Source organism: Petropleomorpha daqingensis (genome assembly GCF_013408985.1).
GTDB lineage: Bacteria > Actinomycetota > Actinomycetes > Mycobacteriales > Geodermatophilaceae > Petropleomorpha > Petropleomorpha daqingensis.
The window spans coordinates 3,321,214-3,337,680 of the sequence record NZ_JACBZT010000001.1 but is presented as its reverse complement, the minus strand read 5'-3'; the positions used below and the strand labels follow the sequence as shown (position 1 = coordinate 3,337,680).

Below are 16,467 nucleotides of genomic sequence, written 5' to 3'. Positions count from 1 at the left end.
GAGTCTGATCGACCGTGCGCGTCCTGCTCGCCGACGACGAGGTGCTGCTCGCCGACACCGTGGCCGAGGGGCTGCGCAAGCTCGCGATGGCCGTCGACGTCTGCTACGACGGCGCGGGGGCGATAGAGCGGCTCGGCGTCAACCGCTACGACGTCGCCGTCCTCGACCGGGACATGCCCGGCGCCACCGGCGACGCCGTCTGCCGCTGGGCGATCGACGCCAAGGTCGGCACCCGAATCCTGCTGCTCACCGCCGCGAGCGGGATCCGCGACCGCGTCGACGGGCTGTCCCTCGGTGCCGACGACTACCTGACCAAGCCGTTCGCCTTCGCCGAACTCGCGGCAAGGGTCCAGGCCCTCGCCAGACGGCCCCCCGTCGGCACTCCCCCGGTGCTCGAGAGCGCCGGCGTCGTCCTCGACGAGCCGAAGTTCCGGGCCTTCCGCGATGGTCGGCTGCTCGACCTCACGCCCAAGGAGTTCGCCGTCCTCCGCGTGCTTCTGCAGGCCGACGGCGCGGTGGTCAGCGCCGAGGAGCTGCTGGAGAAGGCCTGGGACGAGCACGCCGACCCCTTCACCAACGCGGTGCGGGTCGCCGTCATGACCCTGCGGCGCAAGCTCGGCGACCCGCCGGTGATCGCCACCGTCCCTCGCGTCGGCTACCGCTTCGGGGAGATAAGCGAGGCATAAGCCCGCGCGTTACCGGGGCGCGACGACGTCCGGCGCAAGGTCCAGAGCATGAAGCGACCAACGAGCCGCAGCCGCTGGGCGGTGGGCACCGCCACGGTCGCCCTTCTGCTCGCCCCGGCGCTGGCGGCGCTCATCGCCTTCCGGATCGTCGTAGCGCTCCTTCCCGATGACGTGCCGCCGCCGGCGCACTGGACCACGGCCGGTTCGCCATGACCCCGCCGACCGGGCCGATCCCGAGCGGCGGCGTCGACTACCTGGCGATGTTCGAGCGGGCGCCCTCCGTGCCGACGACGATCGCCGCCGGCCTCCTGCTCGCCGTCCTCGTCGCCGCGCTCGTCCGCCGGCACCGCGTGCTGACCTTCCTGACCGGCGCCGCGCTGGCCGTCGTCCTCGGGGTGACCGTCGTGCCCTCCGGCGGGTGGTCCGCGCTGCACCTGGTGGACGACGTGCCGGCGAGCATCCTGGCCAACGTCCGGCCTCAGGCCAGCGACTTCACCGCGTGGACGCAGACCGCCGACGGCCCGCTCAACGTCGTGCTGTTCGTGCCGCTCGGCCTCTTCCTCGCGCTGCTGCTGCGCCGACCGATCAGAGCGGTGCTGCTCTGCGTGGCGCTCTCGATGGCCATCGAGTGCTACCAGGCGGCGCTGACCACCCGGGTGGCGACGTTCGCCGACGTCGTCGCGAACGGGGTCGGCGCCGGCATCGGGGCGCTGGCCGCCGTCGTCATCCTCCTGCTCGCCCGCCCGGCGCCCCCGGCGCAGGTGCGCCTGTCGCGATGACCCGGCCCGCGCGCACGACCAGCGCGCGGGGCGGGAGGTCGACGAGCACCTGGGGCACGCACTCGCCGTCGACGAGCAGGAAGTCGGCCGGCGACCCGGGCGTGAAGTCGGCGCGGGGCAGGCCGAGCACGTCGGCACCGCCGTGGGCGGCGGCCACGAGGCAGGCGGTGAGGTCCTCGTCGACCCGGGCGCGGGTGATCAGCCCGAGCAGATGGGCCCGGTGCAGCATGTCGGCGTTGCCGAAGGGGCTCCACGCGTCGCGGACGCCGTCGGAGCCGAGACCCACCCGGACGCCGTGCCGCTGCAGCCGGGCGACGGGCAGCACCCGCACCACGTCGGGGACCACGGTGGTCAGGCTGATCCCGGCCTCGGCGAGCTCGTCGGCGAGCCGGTCGACGTCGTCCGCGGCCGGGACGCAGAACGCGTGGCTCACCGTTACCTGGCCCTGAAGCCCGAGCGCGCGGGTGCGGTCGATGATGCCGCGCAGCGGGAGGAGCCCGGCCTCGCCGGTGTCGTGCAGGTGGATGTCCACCCCCAGCCCGTGGCGGTCGGCCAGGCCGAAGACCAGGTCGAGCTGGGCGTCGGACGCCTCGTCGAAACCCAGCGGGTCGATGCCGCCCACCAGGTCGATAAGACCCTCCCGGGCGGCCTCCTCCAGCAGCTCCGCGGTGCCGGGCGCCCGGTACACCCCCTGCTGCGGGAAGCCCACGATCTGCACGGTCAGCGCGTGCGCCAGCTCGTCCCGCGCGGCGGCGACGCCACGCACCCCGTCCAGCCCGAAAGGCGGGGCGACGTCGACGTGGGCGCGCATCGCCCGCGTGCCCCGGGCGACCGCGTGCGCCATCAGCCGGCCGGCCCGGACGGCGACCGGCGTATCCATTCCCCGGGAGAGCTCGACGTCCTGCTCCGCGTACCCGGCGATCCCGGTGGTCACCGGCCGGCGGGAGAACCACCGCTCTCCCCACGACGTCTTGTCCGGGTGGATGTGCGCATCGACCAGCGAGGGCAGCGCCAGCAACCCGCGGCAGTCCACGACGTCCGCCCCGTCCGCCGCCGGACCGGCGGCGACGACCCCGTCGCGGACGACGAGGTCGACCGCGGGGCCGCCCATCGGGCGCAGATCGCGGAACACCGTGACGGCCGTGCTCATCTGCGACATGCTCCTCCAGGTCCGCGTATCGCGTTGACCTGCGTGATCAGCTGGTCAGCGATGAGAGCGATCGGCGCCGTCCTGACCCTGCTGCTCGGACTGGGCGCGTGCGCCGCACCCTCGGACCCGGCGAAGCCGATCGACCAGATCTTCCCCGACCCCGCACTGGCGGCGTGCGTGGCGATGGCGGCTGGGGCGCCCGTCACGCACACCGCCGACCTCGGCGAGCTCACGCAACTGCACTGCGACGGCCTCGACGCGGCAGACCACATCCACTCCCTCGACGGCGTCGAGCAGCTGACCGCCCTCAACGTCCTCGACGCGCCCCGCAACGAGATCAGCGACCTCACGCCCCTGCACGGGCTGTCGCACCTGAACACGCTGACCCTCACCGACAACCAGGTCACCGACCTGGCGCCCCTCGAGGGCCTGCAGCTGTTCGACCTCGGCCTCTCGAACAACCCCATCAGCGACCTCTCGCCGCTCGAGCACACGAACACGCTGAACGCGCTCGGCGTGGCCGCGGCCCGGGTCACCGACATCGCCCCTCTGGCCGATCACGACGGGCTCCGGACGCTCGACCTCTCGAGCAACGCGATCACCGACGTCTCGCCGCTGGCCGGGTTGCCCGCCTTGGACACGCTGCGGCTCTCGCGGAACCAGATCACCGACCCCGCGCCGCTCGGCACCATCCCGACGCTGCTGATCCTCGACGTCTGGGGCAACCAGATCTCCGACGTCCACGGGCTGGCCCAGGCGCAACTGCTCCAGGAGCTCCAGCTCGGCGCCAACCCGCTCACCGACCTGACGCCGCTGCTGCAGGTGCACACGCTGGTCAACCTCGGCCTGGACGACACCGACACGACGCACGTCACCGGCATCGAGGAGCTGCGGGCCGCCGGCGTGAGCGTCAACGGTCTGGCCTGACCGGCGCGTGCGAGAGTGAGACCCACCCGGTGCCGGACCGGCGGTATGCCGTGCTCGCGCGCGAGAAGGAGACCGAGTGCAGAAGGGGCTGGCCCGGCAGGTGCTGGTGGCCAGCGTGGTCGTCGTGGCGCTGACAGCGGGGGCGGCGACCGCGGTCGCCGTCACGGCGAACCAGCTCAGCGACAGCCAGGCCCGGCTCGACGACCTCGCGGCCGCCGGGCGGGTGGAGTCGCAGCTGCTCACGGGGTACGTCGACGAGGAAACCGGGCTGCGGGGCTACCTGCTGACGGGAGGCACGACCTTCCTCGACCCGTACCAGCAGGCCGAGGCCGCGAGCCCGGCCCTGACGGCCACGCTGCGCTCCCGCTGGGCCGCCGTGGACGGCCCGCCCGACGCGATCACCGCGCTCGAGACCGCGCACCAGAACTGGATCGACTACGCGCAGGGCCAGATCGCGCTGGTCCAGAGCGGGCACGTCGACGAGGCACGCACGGTGGCCGCCACGAGCGAGGGCAAGGAGCTCTTCGACTCCATCCGCCAGCGTGAGCAGACCCTCGACTCCTGGCTGAGCAGCGCCACCTCGCGCGTCGCCGACCGCGTCGGTTCGCTCCAGCAGCGCCTCACCGTGCTGCTGACCGCGACACTGGCCGCGCTGCTGGTGCTCACGGTCGCCGGGTGCGTCGTGCTGTGGCGGTCCGTGGCGCGCCCGCTCGTGCGGCTCGCGGAAGCCACGCGCGCCGTCGCCGGGGGGAACCTCAGCGCCGAGCTGCCCGTCACCGGCGCGCCCGAGATGCGCAGCCTGGCCGGCGACGTGACCGCCATGCGCGACCGGCTGACCGCCGATCTGCACACCACCCGCCGCAGCCTCGAAGCCCTGGAGCAGACCGGCCCCGCGGTGTCGGCTCTGCGCACCGCGCTGCAGCCCGCCGGAGAACACATCGCCGGCGTGCGCATCGCCGGCCGGCTGGACCCGGCCGAGGGCGTGCTCGCCGGTGACTGGTACGACACCGTGGCCCTCTCCCCCACCCGCCTCGGCCTCGTGCTCGGCGACGTCGCCGGGCACGGACCGAGCAGCGCGGTCTTCGCCCTGCGGCTCAAGCACTCCCTGATCACCGCCTTGCGCGCCGGACTCGAGCCCGGGCAGGCGCTCACCGGTGTCTGCGCCGAGCTGGTCGGCGTCCCCCCTGGGCAGTTCGCCACCGCGTTCGTCGCCGTCCTCGACACCGAGCGCGGGACGGTGTCCTACGCCAACGCCGGGCACCCGGCCGGGCTGCTGCTGGGCCCCCTCGCCGAGAGCGTCCAGCGACCGTCACCCGCCGTCCCGATCGTGGCCCCGCACGGGCCGCGGTCATGGCTGGAGCTGCCGACCACCGGACCGCTGCTCTCCTCGATCGTGCTCGGCTGGGCGTGGAACACGGCCACCGCGCCGTTCCGGCCCGGCGACCTGCTCCTCGCCTACACCGACGGGGTCACCGAGACGCGGGACGGGCACGGGACCGAGTTCGGCATCCGCGGCATCCTCGACACCGTCACCGCCGTGGGCGCGGAGGACGGGCCCCGGCTGGTGGAGGCGATCGCCGCGGCCAGCATGCGCTTCGGCGGCAACACCGCCCGGCGGGACGACCACACCGTCGTCTGCCTCCAGCGCACCCGTTCCCGCCCGGCCGTCCCCGTCCTCGCCGGGTGAGCGCCGACTAGGCAGCCCAGCGCCGGGTAGGTCAGGCAGCGCACGGGGGTGCCGGTGGTTCAGGCCGCCGCGGCATGTGCCGATGGTGCAGGTGCAGCCCCGACGCCGAGGAGAGGCAGCTCATGGACCAGCCGCAGTGGCAGCAGTGCCCCCCTCGACAGGGAGCTGGGCAGGTGCTGCTGTGGGACGGCGAGCCGCCGTCGCTGTCCGCGTTGAGCCGGATGCGGTCGGAGCTGCGCCGCGCCACCGAGGCGGACCGACCGGCCGGGCTCGACGACGACGCGATCGAGGACGGCCTCGAACGACTCCTGCTGGTGTTCGAGGAGCTGGTGTCCAACGGGCTCCGACACGGCCGGGCACCGATCCGCGTCGCGGTGCACGCCACCGGGTGCGGCTGGCTGCTCACCGTGGCCGACGGCGCCGGTGACCGCGCCCCCGTCCCGGCGGTCGGACGGGACGCCGCCACCGGGGGGCACGGCCTGTACATGGCGGCACGACTCGCGTCGGCGCACGGCTGGACCCGCGACGGCCGGGGCAAGACGGTGTGGGCGCTGATCGAAACGACCCCGGCCTGCGATCCCGTTCCCTGCCTACCGGGCGGCCGGTACTGAGGTCAGCGCTTCGTCCCCGCGACGACCCTGGCGACACCGCCGAACCAGTCGTGGTCGATGGTCCGGACGTCGTCGGCCTGCTCGGCCAGCGGCTCCCACACGCGACGGCGTGAATCGGCCTGCGCGAGCAGGCGGTAGTAGGTGTTCGCGACGCCGCTCGTCCGCTTGCCGTCGAGGTAGAGGTCCATGACGGCGATGCGCCCACCGGGTCGCACCAGGTCGAACACGCGCTGGAACACCTCGCGCCAGTCGGGCACCACGGTGAGCCCGAGCATGCAGATCGCGGCGTCCACCTGGTCGACGCCGACGAGGTCGCGGGAGAGCGTGCGGGCGTCGGCCTCGACGAGGTCGACGTTGTCCCACCCCGCCTTCGCGACCTTCGACCGCGCCCGGGCGAGCATGCCCGGCGAGTAGTCGACCGCAACGACCCGTCCGGTCGCGCCGACGGCCGAGCGGAGCAGCGGGATGCCGGCGCCGGTGCCGGTCGGCACGTCGAGCACGGTCGCGCCCGGCTTCAGGTCGAGGAGGTCGATCGCCTCCCGCCGGTGCCGGCCGTGGAGCTTCTCGGTGCCCCACTCGTAGAACCACGCGAAGACGTCGTAGTGCTGCATCGGCTGCAGACGATATCCGCTGGTGCGGGGCCGGGCGCCGTTCCAGGATCACGGTCCGTGCCGTTCACCTTCATGCCGTTCGACCCGACCGACAGCTTCGGCCCGGAAGTCGCCGCCACCTACGACGACCAGCCGCGCGGCGACGAGGAGGCCGCGGTCGCCCGCCTGGCCGGACTCGCCGGCGACGGTCCGGTGCTCGAGCTCGCGATCGGCACCGGCCGGCTCGCCCTGCCCCTGGCCGCGACAGGCTTGCGCGTCGACGGGATCGAGCTCTCCGCGGCGATGATCGAGCGGCTGCGCGCCAAGCCCGGAGGCGCCGGGCTGACCGTCGTGCAGGGCGACATGGCGACCGTCGAGCTGCCCGACCGTTACCGGCTGGTCTTCGTCGCCTTCAACTCGCTGATGAACCTGATCACCCAGGACGAGCAGGTGCAGTGCGTGGCCAACGCCGCCCGGCACCTCACCGGCGACGGCGTCCTCGTCGTCGAGAACGTCGTCCCCGACCCGATGTACGGACTGCGGCAGGACCGCGACGGCGTCGACCAGTACGTCGACGCCTCCGGGATCGGCCCGGACGGCGTCCGGCTCGAGGTCGGGCGCTTCGACCGGGCCACCCAGCGCGTGGACAAGGCCCATCTCCGCATCGGCGCCGACGGGATCTCGATGGGACCGCTCGCGCTGCGCTACGTCTGGCCGAGCGAGCTCGACCTCATGGCCCGCCTCGCCGGGCTCCGGCTGAGGGAACGTCACGGCGGCTGGGCGGGCGAGCCGTTCGACGGGCGCAGCCTGCGCCACGTCTCGGTCTACGCGCGCGCCTGAATCAGGGCGCCGGAGTGCGCCGTTCGGCCAGGACGTCGAGACGGCGCCGGTACTCGTCCTCGTCGATCTCCCCGCGGGCGAACCGCTCGCCGAGCAGCTGCTCCGGTGCGCGTCGCTCGGCCGGGCGGTCGACCGGCCGCGACCCGAGCCGCACGAGGAGCAGCAGGATCGTCCCCAGCAGGGCCAGAAGCAGCACGCTGCTGATGGTCATGGCCGCCCAGCCCCAGCCGGTCATGTGGGCGCCGTTGCCGTAGAACCAGCCCATCACGGTTTCGACTGTTCGCCCGGCTTCCGGGGTCGGGCAGCCATCGAAGGTCCCGAGCACCCGGGACGTCGGTCAGAGCCGGCCGCGGCGCTGCAGCCCGATCATCGCGAGGTAGCCGAGCGGCGCGGGCAGCCAGAAGGTCGCCGTCCGGAAGGCCAGGACGGCGGGCAGCGCCGCGGCGACCGGCACGCCGACGGCGGTCAGGCCACCGACCAGCGCCGCCTCCACGGCCCCGAGCCCGCCCGGCGTCGGCGCGGCCGACCCGAGCACCGAGGCGGCGAGGTAGACGACCACGAGCGTCGGCAGGTCGAGGGAGGCGCCGAACGCCCGCAGCGACGCGTCGAACGCCAGCACGTAGCCGGCGTTGAGCACCAGCACGCCGGTGATCGCCAGCACCAGCCGGCGCGGATCGCTGGCCGCCGCGATCAGCTGCGGGAGCGTCTGGCGCAGCAACGGCTGCAGCCGGCGCAGCAGCAGCCGACGGGTTACCGGCACGACGACCAGCACCGCCAGCGCGGCGGCGACCACGCCCAGCACGAACAGCACGTCCCCGCTCGGCAGCAGGGTCAGCCGGGACGCCGACACCCCGCTCAGCCAGCCGCAGAGCAGGAGCAGCGGCACCGTCACGAGCACCGTGACGAACTCCTTGACCGCCACGACCGCCGCCGCGGTGGCCACCGGCACCGAGGCCCGCTGCAGGTAGCGCAGGTTCAGCCCGACCTGCCCGACCGCCGGCGGGGTCACCAGCGTGAGGAAGGACGACGCCAGCTGCACCAGCGCCGTCGTCCCCAGTGGCAGGGAGACGGGCACGAACGCCTGCAGCGCCAGCGCCGACCCGACGTAGGTGATCGCCGAGCCCAGCAGCGCCAGCGCCAGCCACCCCGGCTGCGCCTTCTGCAGCGCGCCCAGCAGGTCGATCTGCCCGAGCTGGCCGATCAGCAGGTACGCCGCCAGCGTGCCCGCCGCGATGCTCACCACCGTGCGGGTCGACAGCCGCTCCAGCCGCGGCGCCGGGCCGCCGGCGGACTCCCCCAGGGTCAGCGCGGTCCGCAGCTCCGGCAGCAGGTGCCGGCGACGGGGCGGCCGGTCCTTGCGCGGGAGCGCGAGCGGCTGCAGCAGCGCCGCCAGCCGGGTCTCCGCCACCGGTTCGGTCCGGTAGCCGGCGCGCAGTGCGGCGACCGCGTCGTCCGGACCGACCGACGTGGCCACGACGACGAGCATCGCCACGACGTCCAGCTCGCGCTGCAGGTCGGTGGCCGCGGGCTGCGCGGCGCCGAGGTGCGCGAACCCGGCCCGGCCGTCGGGCAGCACGAGCACCGACTCCGCGGTGATCGCGCCGTGCGCGAGACCGGCCTCGTGCAGCCGCCGCAGCTCGCGCATCGCAGCGGTCGCGCAGGGCAGGTCGATCTCGGTGGCCGACAGCGGCCGGCCGGCGAGCGGCTCCTCCACCAGCAGCAGTGCGCGCCCGGCCGCGAGCAGCGCCAGCGCCTTGGGCGCCGCGACGTCGGCAGCCGCCGCGAGGGCCGCGCACAGCGCCTGCTGCTCGAGCAGTCCGCGCAGCGACAGCGCCGGGCGGCCGACCGCGGCGGTCCGCAGGCGCAGCAGCCGCCACGCGCGCCGGCCGAACGTCACCCCCCGCCGGTCGGGGTCGACCACGGTCACCCGCACCGGCTGCCCGTCGGCCCGCTCCCCGGCGTACCGGACCCGCCCGGCCGCCTCCTGGATCGGCTCGAGCGCGGTCAGCTGCCAGCCGGCGCCGGCCAGCACCGAGCGGACGACGTCCTCCGGCGGCCGCGCCGGCAGCACACCGAGGGCCACCCGCACGCCGAGGCCGGCCGCCGTCCCGACCAGGACGGCGTACGCCGCGCTGACCAGCGTCAGGCTGCCCAGGCCCATCGCGCAACCGATCCCGATCACGAGCGCGATCCGCGATCGCGCCCACCACGGCCGGCCGTGCAGATCGGCGCCGACGAGCAGCGCGGTCACCGCCGTCACCGGCAGGCCGGCCGACTGGTGCGGCTCACCGAGCAGGAGCGTGTGCGCCGCGGACGACGCCAGGTGCGCAAGCAGCGCCACCCCCACCGCGAGCGGCACGGCGACCACGCACGCCAGCACCGCCGAGGTCAGGGCGAACCGGCGGAACCGGATCGCGTCGACGACCACCACGATCAGCGCGATCAGGACGGTGAGCGAGGCGAACACGTTGACGATCGACAGCAGCGCCCGCGTCAGGTCGGTGTGCGCGACCGGGATCAGCTCGGCCAGCGTCCGGGCCGCGTCCGGCGCGAAGGCGGCCAGCGCCGCAAGCGCCAGGGCCGCCAGGGAGGAGGCGATCAGCCGCGGGACGTCGACCGGCCGGCGGATGCGGCCCGGCGGCCAGAACGAGGCGCCCCGATGACGCACTGCGCGCCGCACACCTCCCCCAGGAGGCCGCACCTCGGACGTCGCCACGAGCGACAGTCTGCGGCTCACCGCCTGGCAGACCGGCTCACGGGTGCACCCGACCCGCCGGTGAGCGGCGACAGATCACCCGAAAGCGTCACTGGGAGTAGTTGGTCAATCCGTATATCGTAGTTGGAGTCAGTCCAACGATTGCGCGCAGTGCACGGGGATCCCACACCTAGACCCGGTGTCCCATGGAGCCGACCGTGACCTCACTGGCAGACCTCCCGGGGATCGGATCCGTGCTGGATCTGGTCCCGAGCTCGCGCAGCGGGACGTTCATGAGCTGGATGGACGATCTCGCCGACGGCGATCTCATCGTGTCCACGCCGTGCGACCAGGCCCGGCGGCCCATCTCGCTGCCGGTGGGCGAGCGCCTGGAGGTGGTCTGGGCCGACGCGGGCGGCTTGCACGCGGTGCCGGCCGAGCTCGCCGGGACCCTGATCGGCGAGATGCCGCGCTGGCGGTTGCGGGTCGTGGGGGTCGCGAAGCGCGGTCAGCGCCGGGACGCGGTGCGGGCACCGTTGATCGTGCCCGTCGAGCTGGGGCTCGCGATCCACCCGGTGCTCGGGAGGACCATCGACCTCAGCGAAGGCGGTCTGCGCTGCGTCCTGGACCGGACCGCGCACTTCGGGCTGCAGCTGCCTGCTGTAGGGGACGTCGTCCGGGTGGTCGTCGACCTGCCCGAGCTGCCCCTGCGGTGCCGGTCGGAGATCACCCGGCTGCACCCCCGGTCGGACGCCCGGGTGGAGTTGTCGCTGCGCTTCATCGGCCTGACGGAGCAGGACCAGGACGACGTCCGACGGCAGGTCTTCGCCCGGCTCCGTGAGCTGCGTCAGCGCGGCTTGCTCTGACCTCCCCGGGGCGACTGCCCGGCCCAGGTGACGACGGCGTCCACCGCGCGCCGCCAGCCCGACGGGCGCCGTTCGAGGGCGACCAGCCGCTGCTCCAGCTCGCGGAACCGCGCGGCGTCGGCGGCCGGGTCGCCGGGCGGCGCGGCGACCGCCAGGTCGGCCAGCCCCTCGCTCAGCCCGTTGATCAGCGTGGCGGCGTCCTCGGGGGCCAGTCGCACGGTGCCGACGCAGACGTCGTCCCGCCAGATGCTCAGGTTGAGCAGCCCGAGCGCCGGGTGCGTGGACACGCGGACCGCGCGTCCGTCGCCTCGGGCGTCCCACGCCCAGCGGCCGTGGGTGGGCAGCGCGATCACCGTCATGCACAGAGGTTTCCGCTCGCGGCGCCGCAGGTCAACACGATGCGGAACCGTGTCGGCCTGGTCAGCCCTCCTGCAGCACCGAGAAGACGTTGCCGGCCGGGTCGGTGAACCAGGCGATCAGCGGCCCGCCCGCGCGCATGATGCCGCGCTCGTCGGTCGGCGGGTGCTCGTAGTGCTGGAACTCGACGCCGCGCGCGGTCAGCTCGTCGACCGCCTGCTCGATGTCGGGCACCGGGAAGTTGAGCACCGTGAACGTGGCCGGCGTGTGGCCGGGCTTCGGGTAGACCAGCACGTTCGTGCCGCCGCCGAGGTGCAGCGTGAGCATGCCGTTCGCCGTCTCGACCTCCAGGCCGAGGACGTCGGTGTAGAAGGCGCGCGCGGCGTCGACGTCGTCGACCGCGAAGCCGCTGAACGCGGCACTGCTACCGAGCACTAGACCCACGCCTCCCCCGGCGCCAGCCGCGCCGGCAGCCCGAGCCGCTCGAAGAGCCCGTTGCCCTCGTCGAGAAAGCTCGTGATGCCGGCGACCTTGCCGTCGACGACGTCGAGCACGTGCACCGCCCACGGCACGTGCCCGCCCTCGTTGACCGGCCGGTACTGCACGACGGCGGGCTGCCCGTTGGCCTCGATCGGGAACACCCGCGAGTTCCGGCAGCCGGCCCCCGGGCCGAGCATCCACGTGGCGATGTCGGCCGAGCCGCGCATCCACATCTCGTACGGCGGCATGTGCTGCGTGGCGTCGTCGTGCAGCAGCTGCACGAACGCGTCGATGTCGTAGCGCTCGAACGCGTCGACGTAGCGCTCGAGCAGCTCGCGGGCGTCGGGGTCGAGCGGTCGCTCCTCCTTGCCGTCGAGCTCGGCCATCGTGGCCCGCGCCCGCTGCAGCGCGCTGTTCACCGAGGCCACGGTCGTGTCGAGCAGCTGCGCGACCTCCTCGGCCTTCCACCGCAGCACCTCGCGCAGCAGCAGGACGGCGCGCTGCCGGGGCGGCAGGTGCTGCAGCGCCGCGACGAAGGCCAGCCGGATCGACTCGCGCTCCACGGCGCGCTCGGCCGGGTCGGCGTCGTCGGCGATCACCTGCCGGTCGAGCACCGGCTCGACCCACGCCGTGCCGGGACGGCGGGCGGCCAGCGACGACTCGACCGGCTGCCACGGATCGCCGGAGAGGTCCATCGGCAGGGCGCGGCGCTGCCGGCCGGAGAGCTGGTCGAGGCAGACGTTGGTGGCGATCCGGTACAGCCACGAGCGCAGCGCCGAGCGGCCCTCGAAGTCGCCCAGCCCCCGCCAGGCGCGGACCATCGTCTCCTGCACCGCGTCCTCGGCGTCGAACGACGACCCGAGCATGCGGTAGCAGTAGCCGGTCAGCTCCCTCCGGTGCTCCAGCAGCCTGGGGTCGAGCTGGTCGACGGGTCCGATCGCCACGCTGGTCACTGCTGACCACTCCTCTCGGGGACGAAGGCGCTCAGCAGATCACAGCGCACCGACAATTCGCAGACCCCCGGACTACTGATAGGTGACGAGATCGGGATCCGGGTCCACCTGGTCGATCGTCTGCTGGGGGCTGAGCATCGGGTGGTCCTCGTCGTAGAAGTTCTTCCAGCCCCAGTGCAGCGGCCCGGGCGGCAGGTTCTCGTGCACCCGCTGCCAGGTGGCCTGCTTGTCCCCCGGCGCCCCCTGGCCGTCGGCGTGGATCGTCACCGCGAGCTCGGGGCGCGAGGTGTCCAGCCGCTCGCGGCCGTCGATCATCCCGGTGCGGAACTGGTGCACGACGAACAGCTTCTGCGGCAGCCGGTGCTCGCGGGTCAGGTCGGCCAGCCAGGTGCTCACGGCGTTGACCTCGTCGACGCCGACCGACCCGATCTCCTGTAGCGGCAGCTGCGAGGGCCCCAGCCGCCACTCGGGGTCCAGCGCCAGGCCGACGTTCGGCTCCTCCAGCAGCGACTCGTAGCGCTGCGCCTGGGTGAGGAAGTCGGCCCGGCCCGGCTGCAGGTCGAGGACGACGTAGATCCCGGCGTCCCGCGCCTTCTCCACCCACGGCCGCAGCGCCTCGGGGTCGCTCTCGGCCGAGTAGTTGCCGTCGTCGCCCGGGTGCCCGGTGGCGATGGTCGCGATGATCTCGAAGGCCGGGACGACGGGGCGGTCGACCAGGTCGTCGTAGGCGGCGGCCGTCGTCCGGGCCCGCTGGATGCCGGCGTCGAGGTCCTGCTCCCCCAGCACCCCGAGGGCCGCGCTGCCCGGGGTGCCGTAGAGCGCGACCAGCATGCGGCCCGGGAAGAGCGTCTGGCCGCCGCCGGGCAGCTGCGTGCCGGTGCGGGCGGTGTCGACCTCCCAGCCCAGGTCCGGTGCGCCGGCGAAGTCCGCCCCCAGCGCCACGACCGATCGCGCGCTGCCCAGGGCCTGCACGGCGTCGGCCGAGGCCCGCGGATCGGTCCCGCCGGTCACCACCACCCGCGCGCCGGCCGCCCGGGCGGTGGCCACCCCGGCCAGCGATTCCGGGCTGCCGCTGGCCAGGACGACGACGTCGTCCAAGGGCTGAGGCCGGTGCACGGGGACCAGCCGCTCGTGGGGTGCCGCCGTCGACGCAGGGGGGATGTGGACCGGGCGCAGTGCCGCGGGCTTCTGCGGGTCCAGCGCGGCGACCGCCCGCACCGCGGCGTCGTCCTCGACCGGATCGGCGTCGGCGAACCGGAGGCCGGTGACCGAGGCGACCGCCTGCGGGACGGCCGGCACGGTCAGGCTGCTGATGCGGAGATGGGTCTTCTTCCCCACGGTGAGCACCCGGCGCACGCCCAGCCGATCGGCCTCCTGGGCCACCGCCGAGTCGTCGCCGACCAGCAGCGGCACCCCGAGCCCGACCGCGGCCGCCGCGCCGAGCAGCGTCGCTGCACGGTCGTCGTCCCGGGCGACGACGGCGACGTCGGACCCGGCGAACAGCGCGCGGCTCACGCCGATCGCTGCGGCTGAGGGACCGGCGTCGGCGACGACGGTGAGCTGGGCGCCGGGACGGTGCGTGCGGACGGACTGCTCGCGCGCCCCCGCGACGAACGAACTGCACCCGGCCACGAGCACCAGCGCGGCGAGGACGGCGGCCCGGGCGAACCGGGCGGACCGCCCCACGGCTGGGCGGTGCGGCACGATTCCGACACTAACGGGGACACGAGCTGCCGGTCACTGGACACCGGCGAGTCGCCGCGGGGAGCATCGACGCCCGACATGACCAGCGCAGCGCAGTCGGGCCAGCCCGACCCCGGTTCGGCCAGGCAGCGGGCTGGGACGACGTCCCCGTCCGCCCGAAGGTTGGTGCCATGACCACCGACACCGCCGTGCTCCCGACTACTCCTTCGACCAAGCCGTCCGGCTTCCGTCAACGAGGGCGACTCGCACAGCTCGGCGCGGACTCCGCCTACAACCTGCTGCGCTTCCCGATCGCCATCGCCGCGTTCGTCGCGGTCGTGACCGGGCTGTCCGTCGGCGCCGGGCTGCTGGTGATCTGGGTCGGCGTCGCCGTCCTGTCCGTCGCGCTCCTCGTCATGCGCGGCTTCGCGATGCTCGAACGGGCGATGATCCCGGCCGTCCTCGGCTACGACGTGCCGCAGGCGGTCTACCGGCAGCCCGAGGGCAGCCGCCTGCGCCGGATGCTCACGCCGCTGCGCGATCCGCAGACCTGGCTGGACTCGCTGCACGGGTTCGTCGCCTTCCCGTTCGCCATCCTGGGCTTCGTCGTCACCGTCACCTGGTGGTCGGTGACGATCGGCGGCCTGACCTACGGCGCCTACGACTGGGCGCTGCCGGACCCGGGCACCGACCCGGACAACACCGACCTGTTCGAGCTGCTCGGTTTCCAGAGCACGCCCACCCTGCGGATCACCGCGTACGCGCTGGTCGGCCTGCTGTTCGCGATCACGCTGCCGTTCGTGGTGCGGGGCACGGCGCTGCTGCAGGCGCAGATCGCCCGCGGGCTGCTGACCTCGCGGGCCACCGCGCAGGCCGAGATCGGCCGGCTGGCCGGCAGCCGCGACGCCGCCGTCGCCGCGGAGGCCGAGCAGCTGCGCCGGCTGGAGCGCGACATCCACGACGGCCCGCAGCAGCGGCTGGTCCGGCTGCAGATGGACCTCGCCCGGGCGCAGCGCCAGATGGAGCGCGACCCGGAGGCCGCCCGCACCACGCTCGGCGACGCCGCCGGCCTGGCCCGCGAGACGCTCGAGGAGCTGCGGGCGCTCTCCCGCGGCATCGCCCCGCCGGTGCTGGCCGACCGCGGCCTGGCCGCCGCGCTGGCCGCGATCTCGGCCCGCTCCCCCGTGCCGGTCGAGCTGGACGTCGAGGGCCTGCCCACCGAGCGGCTGGCACCGGTCACGGAGAACACCGCGTACTTCGTGGTCAGCGAGGCGCTGGCGAACGCCGCCAAGCACAGCGACGCGACCACGGTGCGGGTGTCGGTGGCCCGGTACGGCGGCCTGCTGCGGGTCGAGGTCGAGGACGACGGCAGCGGCGGCGCGGTGCTCGCCCCCGGGCACGGCCTGGCCGGGCTGTCCGACCGGCTGCGCGCGGTCGACGGCGCCCTCACCGTGGACAGCCCGCGCGGCGGCCCGACCCGGCTGATCGCGGAGGTCCCGTGCGCGTAGTTCTCGCCGAGGACTCGGTGCTCCTCCGCGAAGGCCTCGTGCGGTTGCTCGCCGAGGCCTCCGCGGAGGTCGTCGCCGCGGTGGCCGACGGCCCCTCGCTGGTGAAGGCGGTGGTGGAGCACCGGCCCGACGTCGCGGTGGTCGACGTCCGGATGCCGCCGACGCACACCGACGAGGGGCTGCGGGCGGCGGTCGAGGCGCGGCAGACCGTGCCGGGGACCGCCGTCCTCGTGCTGTCCCAGTACGTCGAGGTGGCCTACGCCGACGAGCTGCTCGCCGACGGCGCCGGCAGGGTCGGCTACCTGCTCAAGGACCGGGTCGCCGACGTCGACACGTTCCTCTCCGCGCTCGAGGACGTCGTCGGCGGCGGGACCGTGCTCGACCCGCAGGTGGTCGCGCAGCTGTTCGCCCGGCGGCGGGCCGACGACCCGGTGCGCCGGCTGACCCCGCGCGAGCGGGAGGTGCTGGGGCTGATCGCCGAGGGGCACTCCAACACCGCGATCGCCCGGCTGCTCGTGGTGACGCCGGGCGCGGTGGAGAAGCACACCCAGCACATCTTCGCCAAGCTCGACCTCTCCCCCGACGAGGACCAGCACCGCCGCGTGATGGCCACGCTCGCGTACCTGCGCAGCTGAACACGCCGCGCCGGTCGTTG

The 16,467-nt window shown here is 74.3% G+C and carries 18 protein-coding genes; 10 read left to right on the top strand and 8 right to left on the bottom strand.

From position 1 onward, the window contains the following. Window positions 1–14 precede the first annotated feature (14 nt). From GGQ55_RS16630 to GGQ55_RS16620, 3 genes are read left to right on the top strand one after another with little or no spacing between them, the layout of a single operon-like run. Window positions 15–686: a response regulator transcription factor gene (locus GGQ55_RS16630; protein WP_179718552.1), complete on the top strand. Its 672-nt coding sequence runs from the start codon at window positions 15–17 to the stop codon at window positions 684–686. 48 nt (window positions 687–734) lie between these two features. Next, window positions 735–899, top strand: coding sequence for a hypothetical protein (locus GGQ55_RS16625; RefSeq protein WP_179718550.1), 165 nt, complete (start codon window positions 735–737; stop codon window positions 897–899). Next, complete coding sequence (locus GGQ55_RS16620; protein WP_179718548.1) at window positions 896–1,465, top strand: VanZ family protein; 570 nt, start codon at window positions 896–898, stop codon at window positions 1,463–1,465. The genes GGQ55_RS16625 and GGQ55_RS16620 overlap by 4 nt, the downstream gene beginning before the upstream one ends. On the opposite strand, the gene GGQ55_RS16615 is transcribed toward GGQ55_RS16620, so the two are convergent. Next, complete coding sequence (locus tag GGQ55_RS16615; protein WP_218859309.1) at window positions 1,410–2,615, bottom strand: amidohydrolase; 1,206 nt, start codon at window positions 2,613–2,615, stop codon at window positions 1,410–1,412. The genes GGQ55_RS16620 and GGQ55_RS16615 overlap by 56 nt on opposite strands. A 60-nt stretch (window positions 2,616–2,675) precedes the next feature. Between GGQ55_RS16615 and GGQ55_RS16610 the strand changes: the two genes are divergently transcribed. The 3 genes from GGQ55_RS16610 to GGQ55_RS16600 all read left to right on the top strand — a co-directional run bounded on the left by GGQ55_RS16610 (window position 2,676) and on the right by GGQ55_RS16600 (window position 5,840). Next, window positions 2,676–3,542, top strand: coding sequence for a leucine-rich repeat domain-containing protein (locus GGQ55_RS16610; protein WP_179718545.1), 867 nt, complete (start codon window positions 2,676–2,678; stop codon window positions 3,540–3,542). A gap of 76 nt (window positions 3,543–3,618) precedes the next feature. Next, window positions 3,619–5,229 (top strand): PP2C family protein-serine/threonine phosphatase, encoded by a 1,611-nt coding sequence (locus GGQ55_RS16605; protein ID WP_179718543.1) that lies wholly within the window; start codon window positions 3,619–3,621, stop codon window positions 5,227–5,229. Window positions 5,230–5,351: 122 nt separating this feature from the next. Then, window positions 5,352–5,840, top strand: a complete 489-nt coding sequence (locus GGQ55_RS16600) for an ATP-binding protein (RefSeq protein WP_179718540.1) — start codon at window positions 5,352–5,354, stop codon at window positions 5,838–5,840. A gap of 2 nt (window positions 5,841–5,842) precedes the next feature. On the opposite strand, the gene GGQ55_RS16595 is transcribed toward GGQ55_RS16600, so the two are convergent. Further along, complete coding sequence (locus GGQ55_RS16595) at window positions 5,843–6,451, bottom strand: class I SAM-dependent methyltransferase (RefSeq protein WP_179718538.1); 609 nt, start codon at window positions 6,449–6,451, stop codon at window positions 5,843–5,845. 57 nt (window positions 6,452–6,508) lie between these two features. Between GGQ55_RS16595 and GGQ55_RS16590 the strand changes: the two genes are divergently transcribed. Then, window positions 6,509–7,270 carry a class I SAM-dependent DNA methyltransferase gene (locus GGQ55_RS16590; RefSeq protein ID WP_218859308.1) on the top strand — a complete coding sequence of 254 codons (762 nt, stop codon included), beginning with the start codon at window positions 6,509–6,511 and terminating at the stop codon, window positions 7,268–7,270. Between the two features lies 1 nt (window position 7,271). Here GGQ55_RS16590 and GGQ55_RS16585 read toward each other — a convergent pair whose 3' ends face one another. After that, window positions 7,272–7,535 (bottom strand): SHOCT domain-containing protein, encoded by a 264-nt coding sequence (locus GGQ55_RS16585; protein WP_179722826.1) that lies wholly within the window; start codon window positions 7,533–7,535, stop codon window positions 7,272–7,274. Between the two features lie 72 nt (window positions 7,536–7,607). Further along, complete coding sequence (locus GGQ55_RS28490) at window positions 7,608–9,938, bottom strand: lysylphosphatidylglycerol synthase domain-containing protein (RefSeq protein WP_179718536.1); 2,331 nt, start codon at window positions 9,936–9,938, stop codon at window positions 7,608–7,610. A 245-nt stretch (window positions 9,939–10,183) separates the two neighbouring features. Between GGQ55_RS28490 and GGQ55_RS16575 the strand changes: the two genes are divergently transcribed. Next, window positions 10,184–10,831 (top strand): flagellar brake protein, encoded by a 648-nt coding sequence (locus tag GGQ55_RS16575; protein WP_179718534.1) that lies wholly within the window; start codon window positions 10,184–10,186, stop codon window positions 10,829–10,831. On the opposite strand, the gene GGQ55_RS16570 is transcribed toward GGQ55_RS16575, so the two are convergent. From GGQ55_RS16570 to GGQ55_RS16555, 4 genes are all read right to left on the bottom strand, one after another. Beyond that, window positions 10,813–11,190 carry a hypothetical protein gene (locus tag GGQ55_RS16570; protein ID WP_179718532.1) on the bottom strand — a complete coding sequence of 126 codons (378 nt, stop codon included), beginning with the start codon at window positions 11,188–11,190 and terminating at the stop codon, window positions 10,813–10,815. The genes GGQ55_RS16575 and GGQ55_RS16570 overlap by 19 nt on opposite strands. A 61-nt stretch (window positions 11,191–11,251) precedes the next feature. After that, complete coding sequence (locus tag GGQ55_RS16565; RefSeq protein ID WP_179718530.1) at window positions 11,252–11,623, bottom strand: VOC family protein; 372 nt, start codon at window positions 11,621–11,623, stop codon at window positions 11,252–11,254. Beyond that, window positions 11,623–12,612 (bottom strand): sigma-70 family RNA polymerase sigma factor, encoded by a 990-nt coding sequence (locus GGQ55_RS16560; RefSeq protein ID WP_366489521.1) that lies wholly within the window; start codon window positions 12,610–12,612, stop codon window positions 11,623–11,625. Before GGQ55_RS16560 ends, GGQ55_RS16565 begins: the two co-directional genes overlap by 1 nt. 81 nt (window positions 12,613–12,693) lie before the next feature. Then, window positions 12,694–14,325 carry a hypothetical protein gene (locus GGQ55_RS16555; RefSeq protein WP_179718526.1) on the bottom strand — a complete coding sequence of 544 codons (1,632 nt, stop codon included), beginning with the start codon at window positions 14,323–14,325 and terminating at the stop codon, window positions 12,694–12,696. A gap of 170 nt (window positions 14,326–14,495) precedes the next feature. On the opposite strand from GGQ55_RS16555, the gene GGQ55_RS16550 reads away from it, so the two are divergent. Then, window positions 14,496–15,812: a sensor histidine kinase gene (locus tag GGQ55_RS16550; protein WP_179718524.1), complete on the top strand. Its 1,317-nt coding sequence runs from the start codon at window positions 14,496–14,498 to the stop codon at window positions 15,810–15,812. Beyond that, window positions 15,803–16,447: a response regulator gene (locus tag GGQ55_RS16545; RefSeq protein ID WP_179718522.1), complete on the top strand. Its 645-nt coding sequence runs from the start codon at window positions 15,803–15,805 to the stop codon at window positions 16,445–16,447. The genes GGQ55_RS16550 and GGQ55_RS16545 overlap by 10 nt, the downstream gene beginning before the upstream one ends. Window positions 16,448–16,467: the final 20 nt, after the last annotated feature.

Excerpts from the sequence above, each read along its gene's own strand:
- GGQ55_RS16550 (WP_179718524.1), top strand. The coding sequence starts at position 14,496 with ATGACCACCGACACCGCCGTGCTCCCGACTACTCCTTCGACCAAGCCG.
- GGQ55_RS16570 (WP_179718532.1), bottom strand. The coding sequence starts at position 11,190 with ATGACGGTGATCGCGCTGCCCACCCACGGCCGCTGGGCGTGGGACGCC.
- GGQ55_RS16620 (WP_179718548.1), top strand. The coding sequence starts at position 896 with ATGACCCCGCCGACCGGGCCGATCCCGAGCGGCGGCGTCGACTACCTG.
- GGQ55_RS16600 (WP_179718540.1), top strand. The coding sequence starts at position 5,352 with ATGGACCAGCCGCAGTGGCAGCAGTGCCCCCCTCGACAGGGAGCTGGG.
- GGQ55_RS16585 (WP_179722826.1), bottom strand. The coding sequence starts at position 7,535 with ATGGGCTGGTTCTACGGCAACGGCGCCCACATGACCGGCTGGGGCTGG.
- GGQ55_RS16595 (WP_179718538.1), bottom strand. The coding sequence starts at position 6,451 with ATGCAGCACTACGACGTCTTCGCGTGGTTCTACGAGTGGGGCACCGAG.
- GGQ55_RS16610 (WP_179718545.1), top strand. The coding sequence starts at position 2,676 with ATGAGAGCGATCGGCGCCGTCCTGACCCTGCTGCTCGGACTGGGCGCG.
- GGQ55_RS16615 (WP_218859309.1), bottom strand. The coding sequence starts at position 2,615 with ATGAGCACGGCCGTCACGGTGTTCCGCGATCTGCGCCCGATGGGCGGC.
- GGQ55_RS16625 (WP_179718550.1), top strand. The coding sequence starts at position 735 with ATGAAGCGACCAACGAGCCGCAGCCGCTGGGCGGTGGGCACCGCCACG.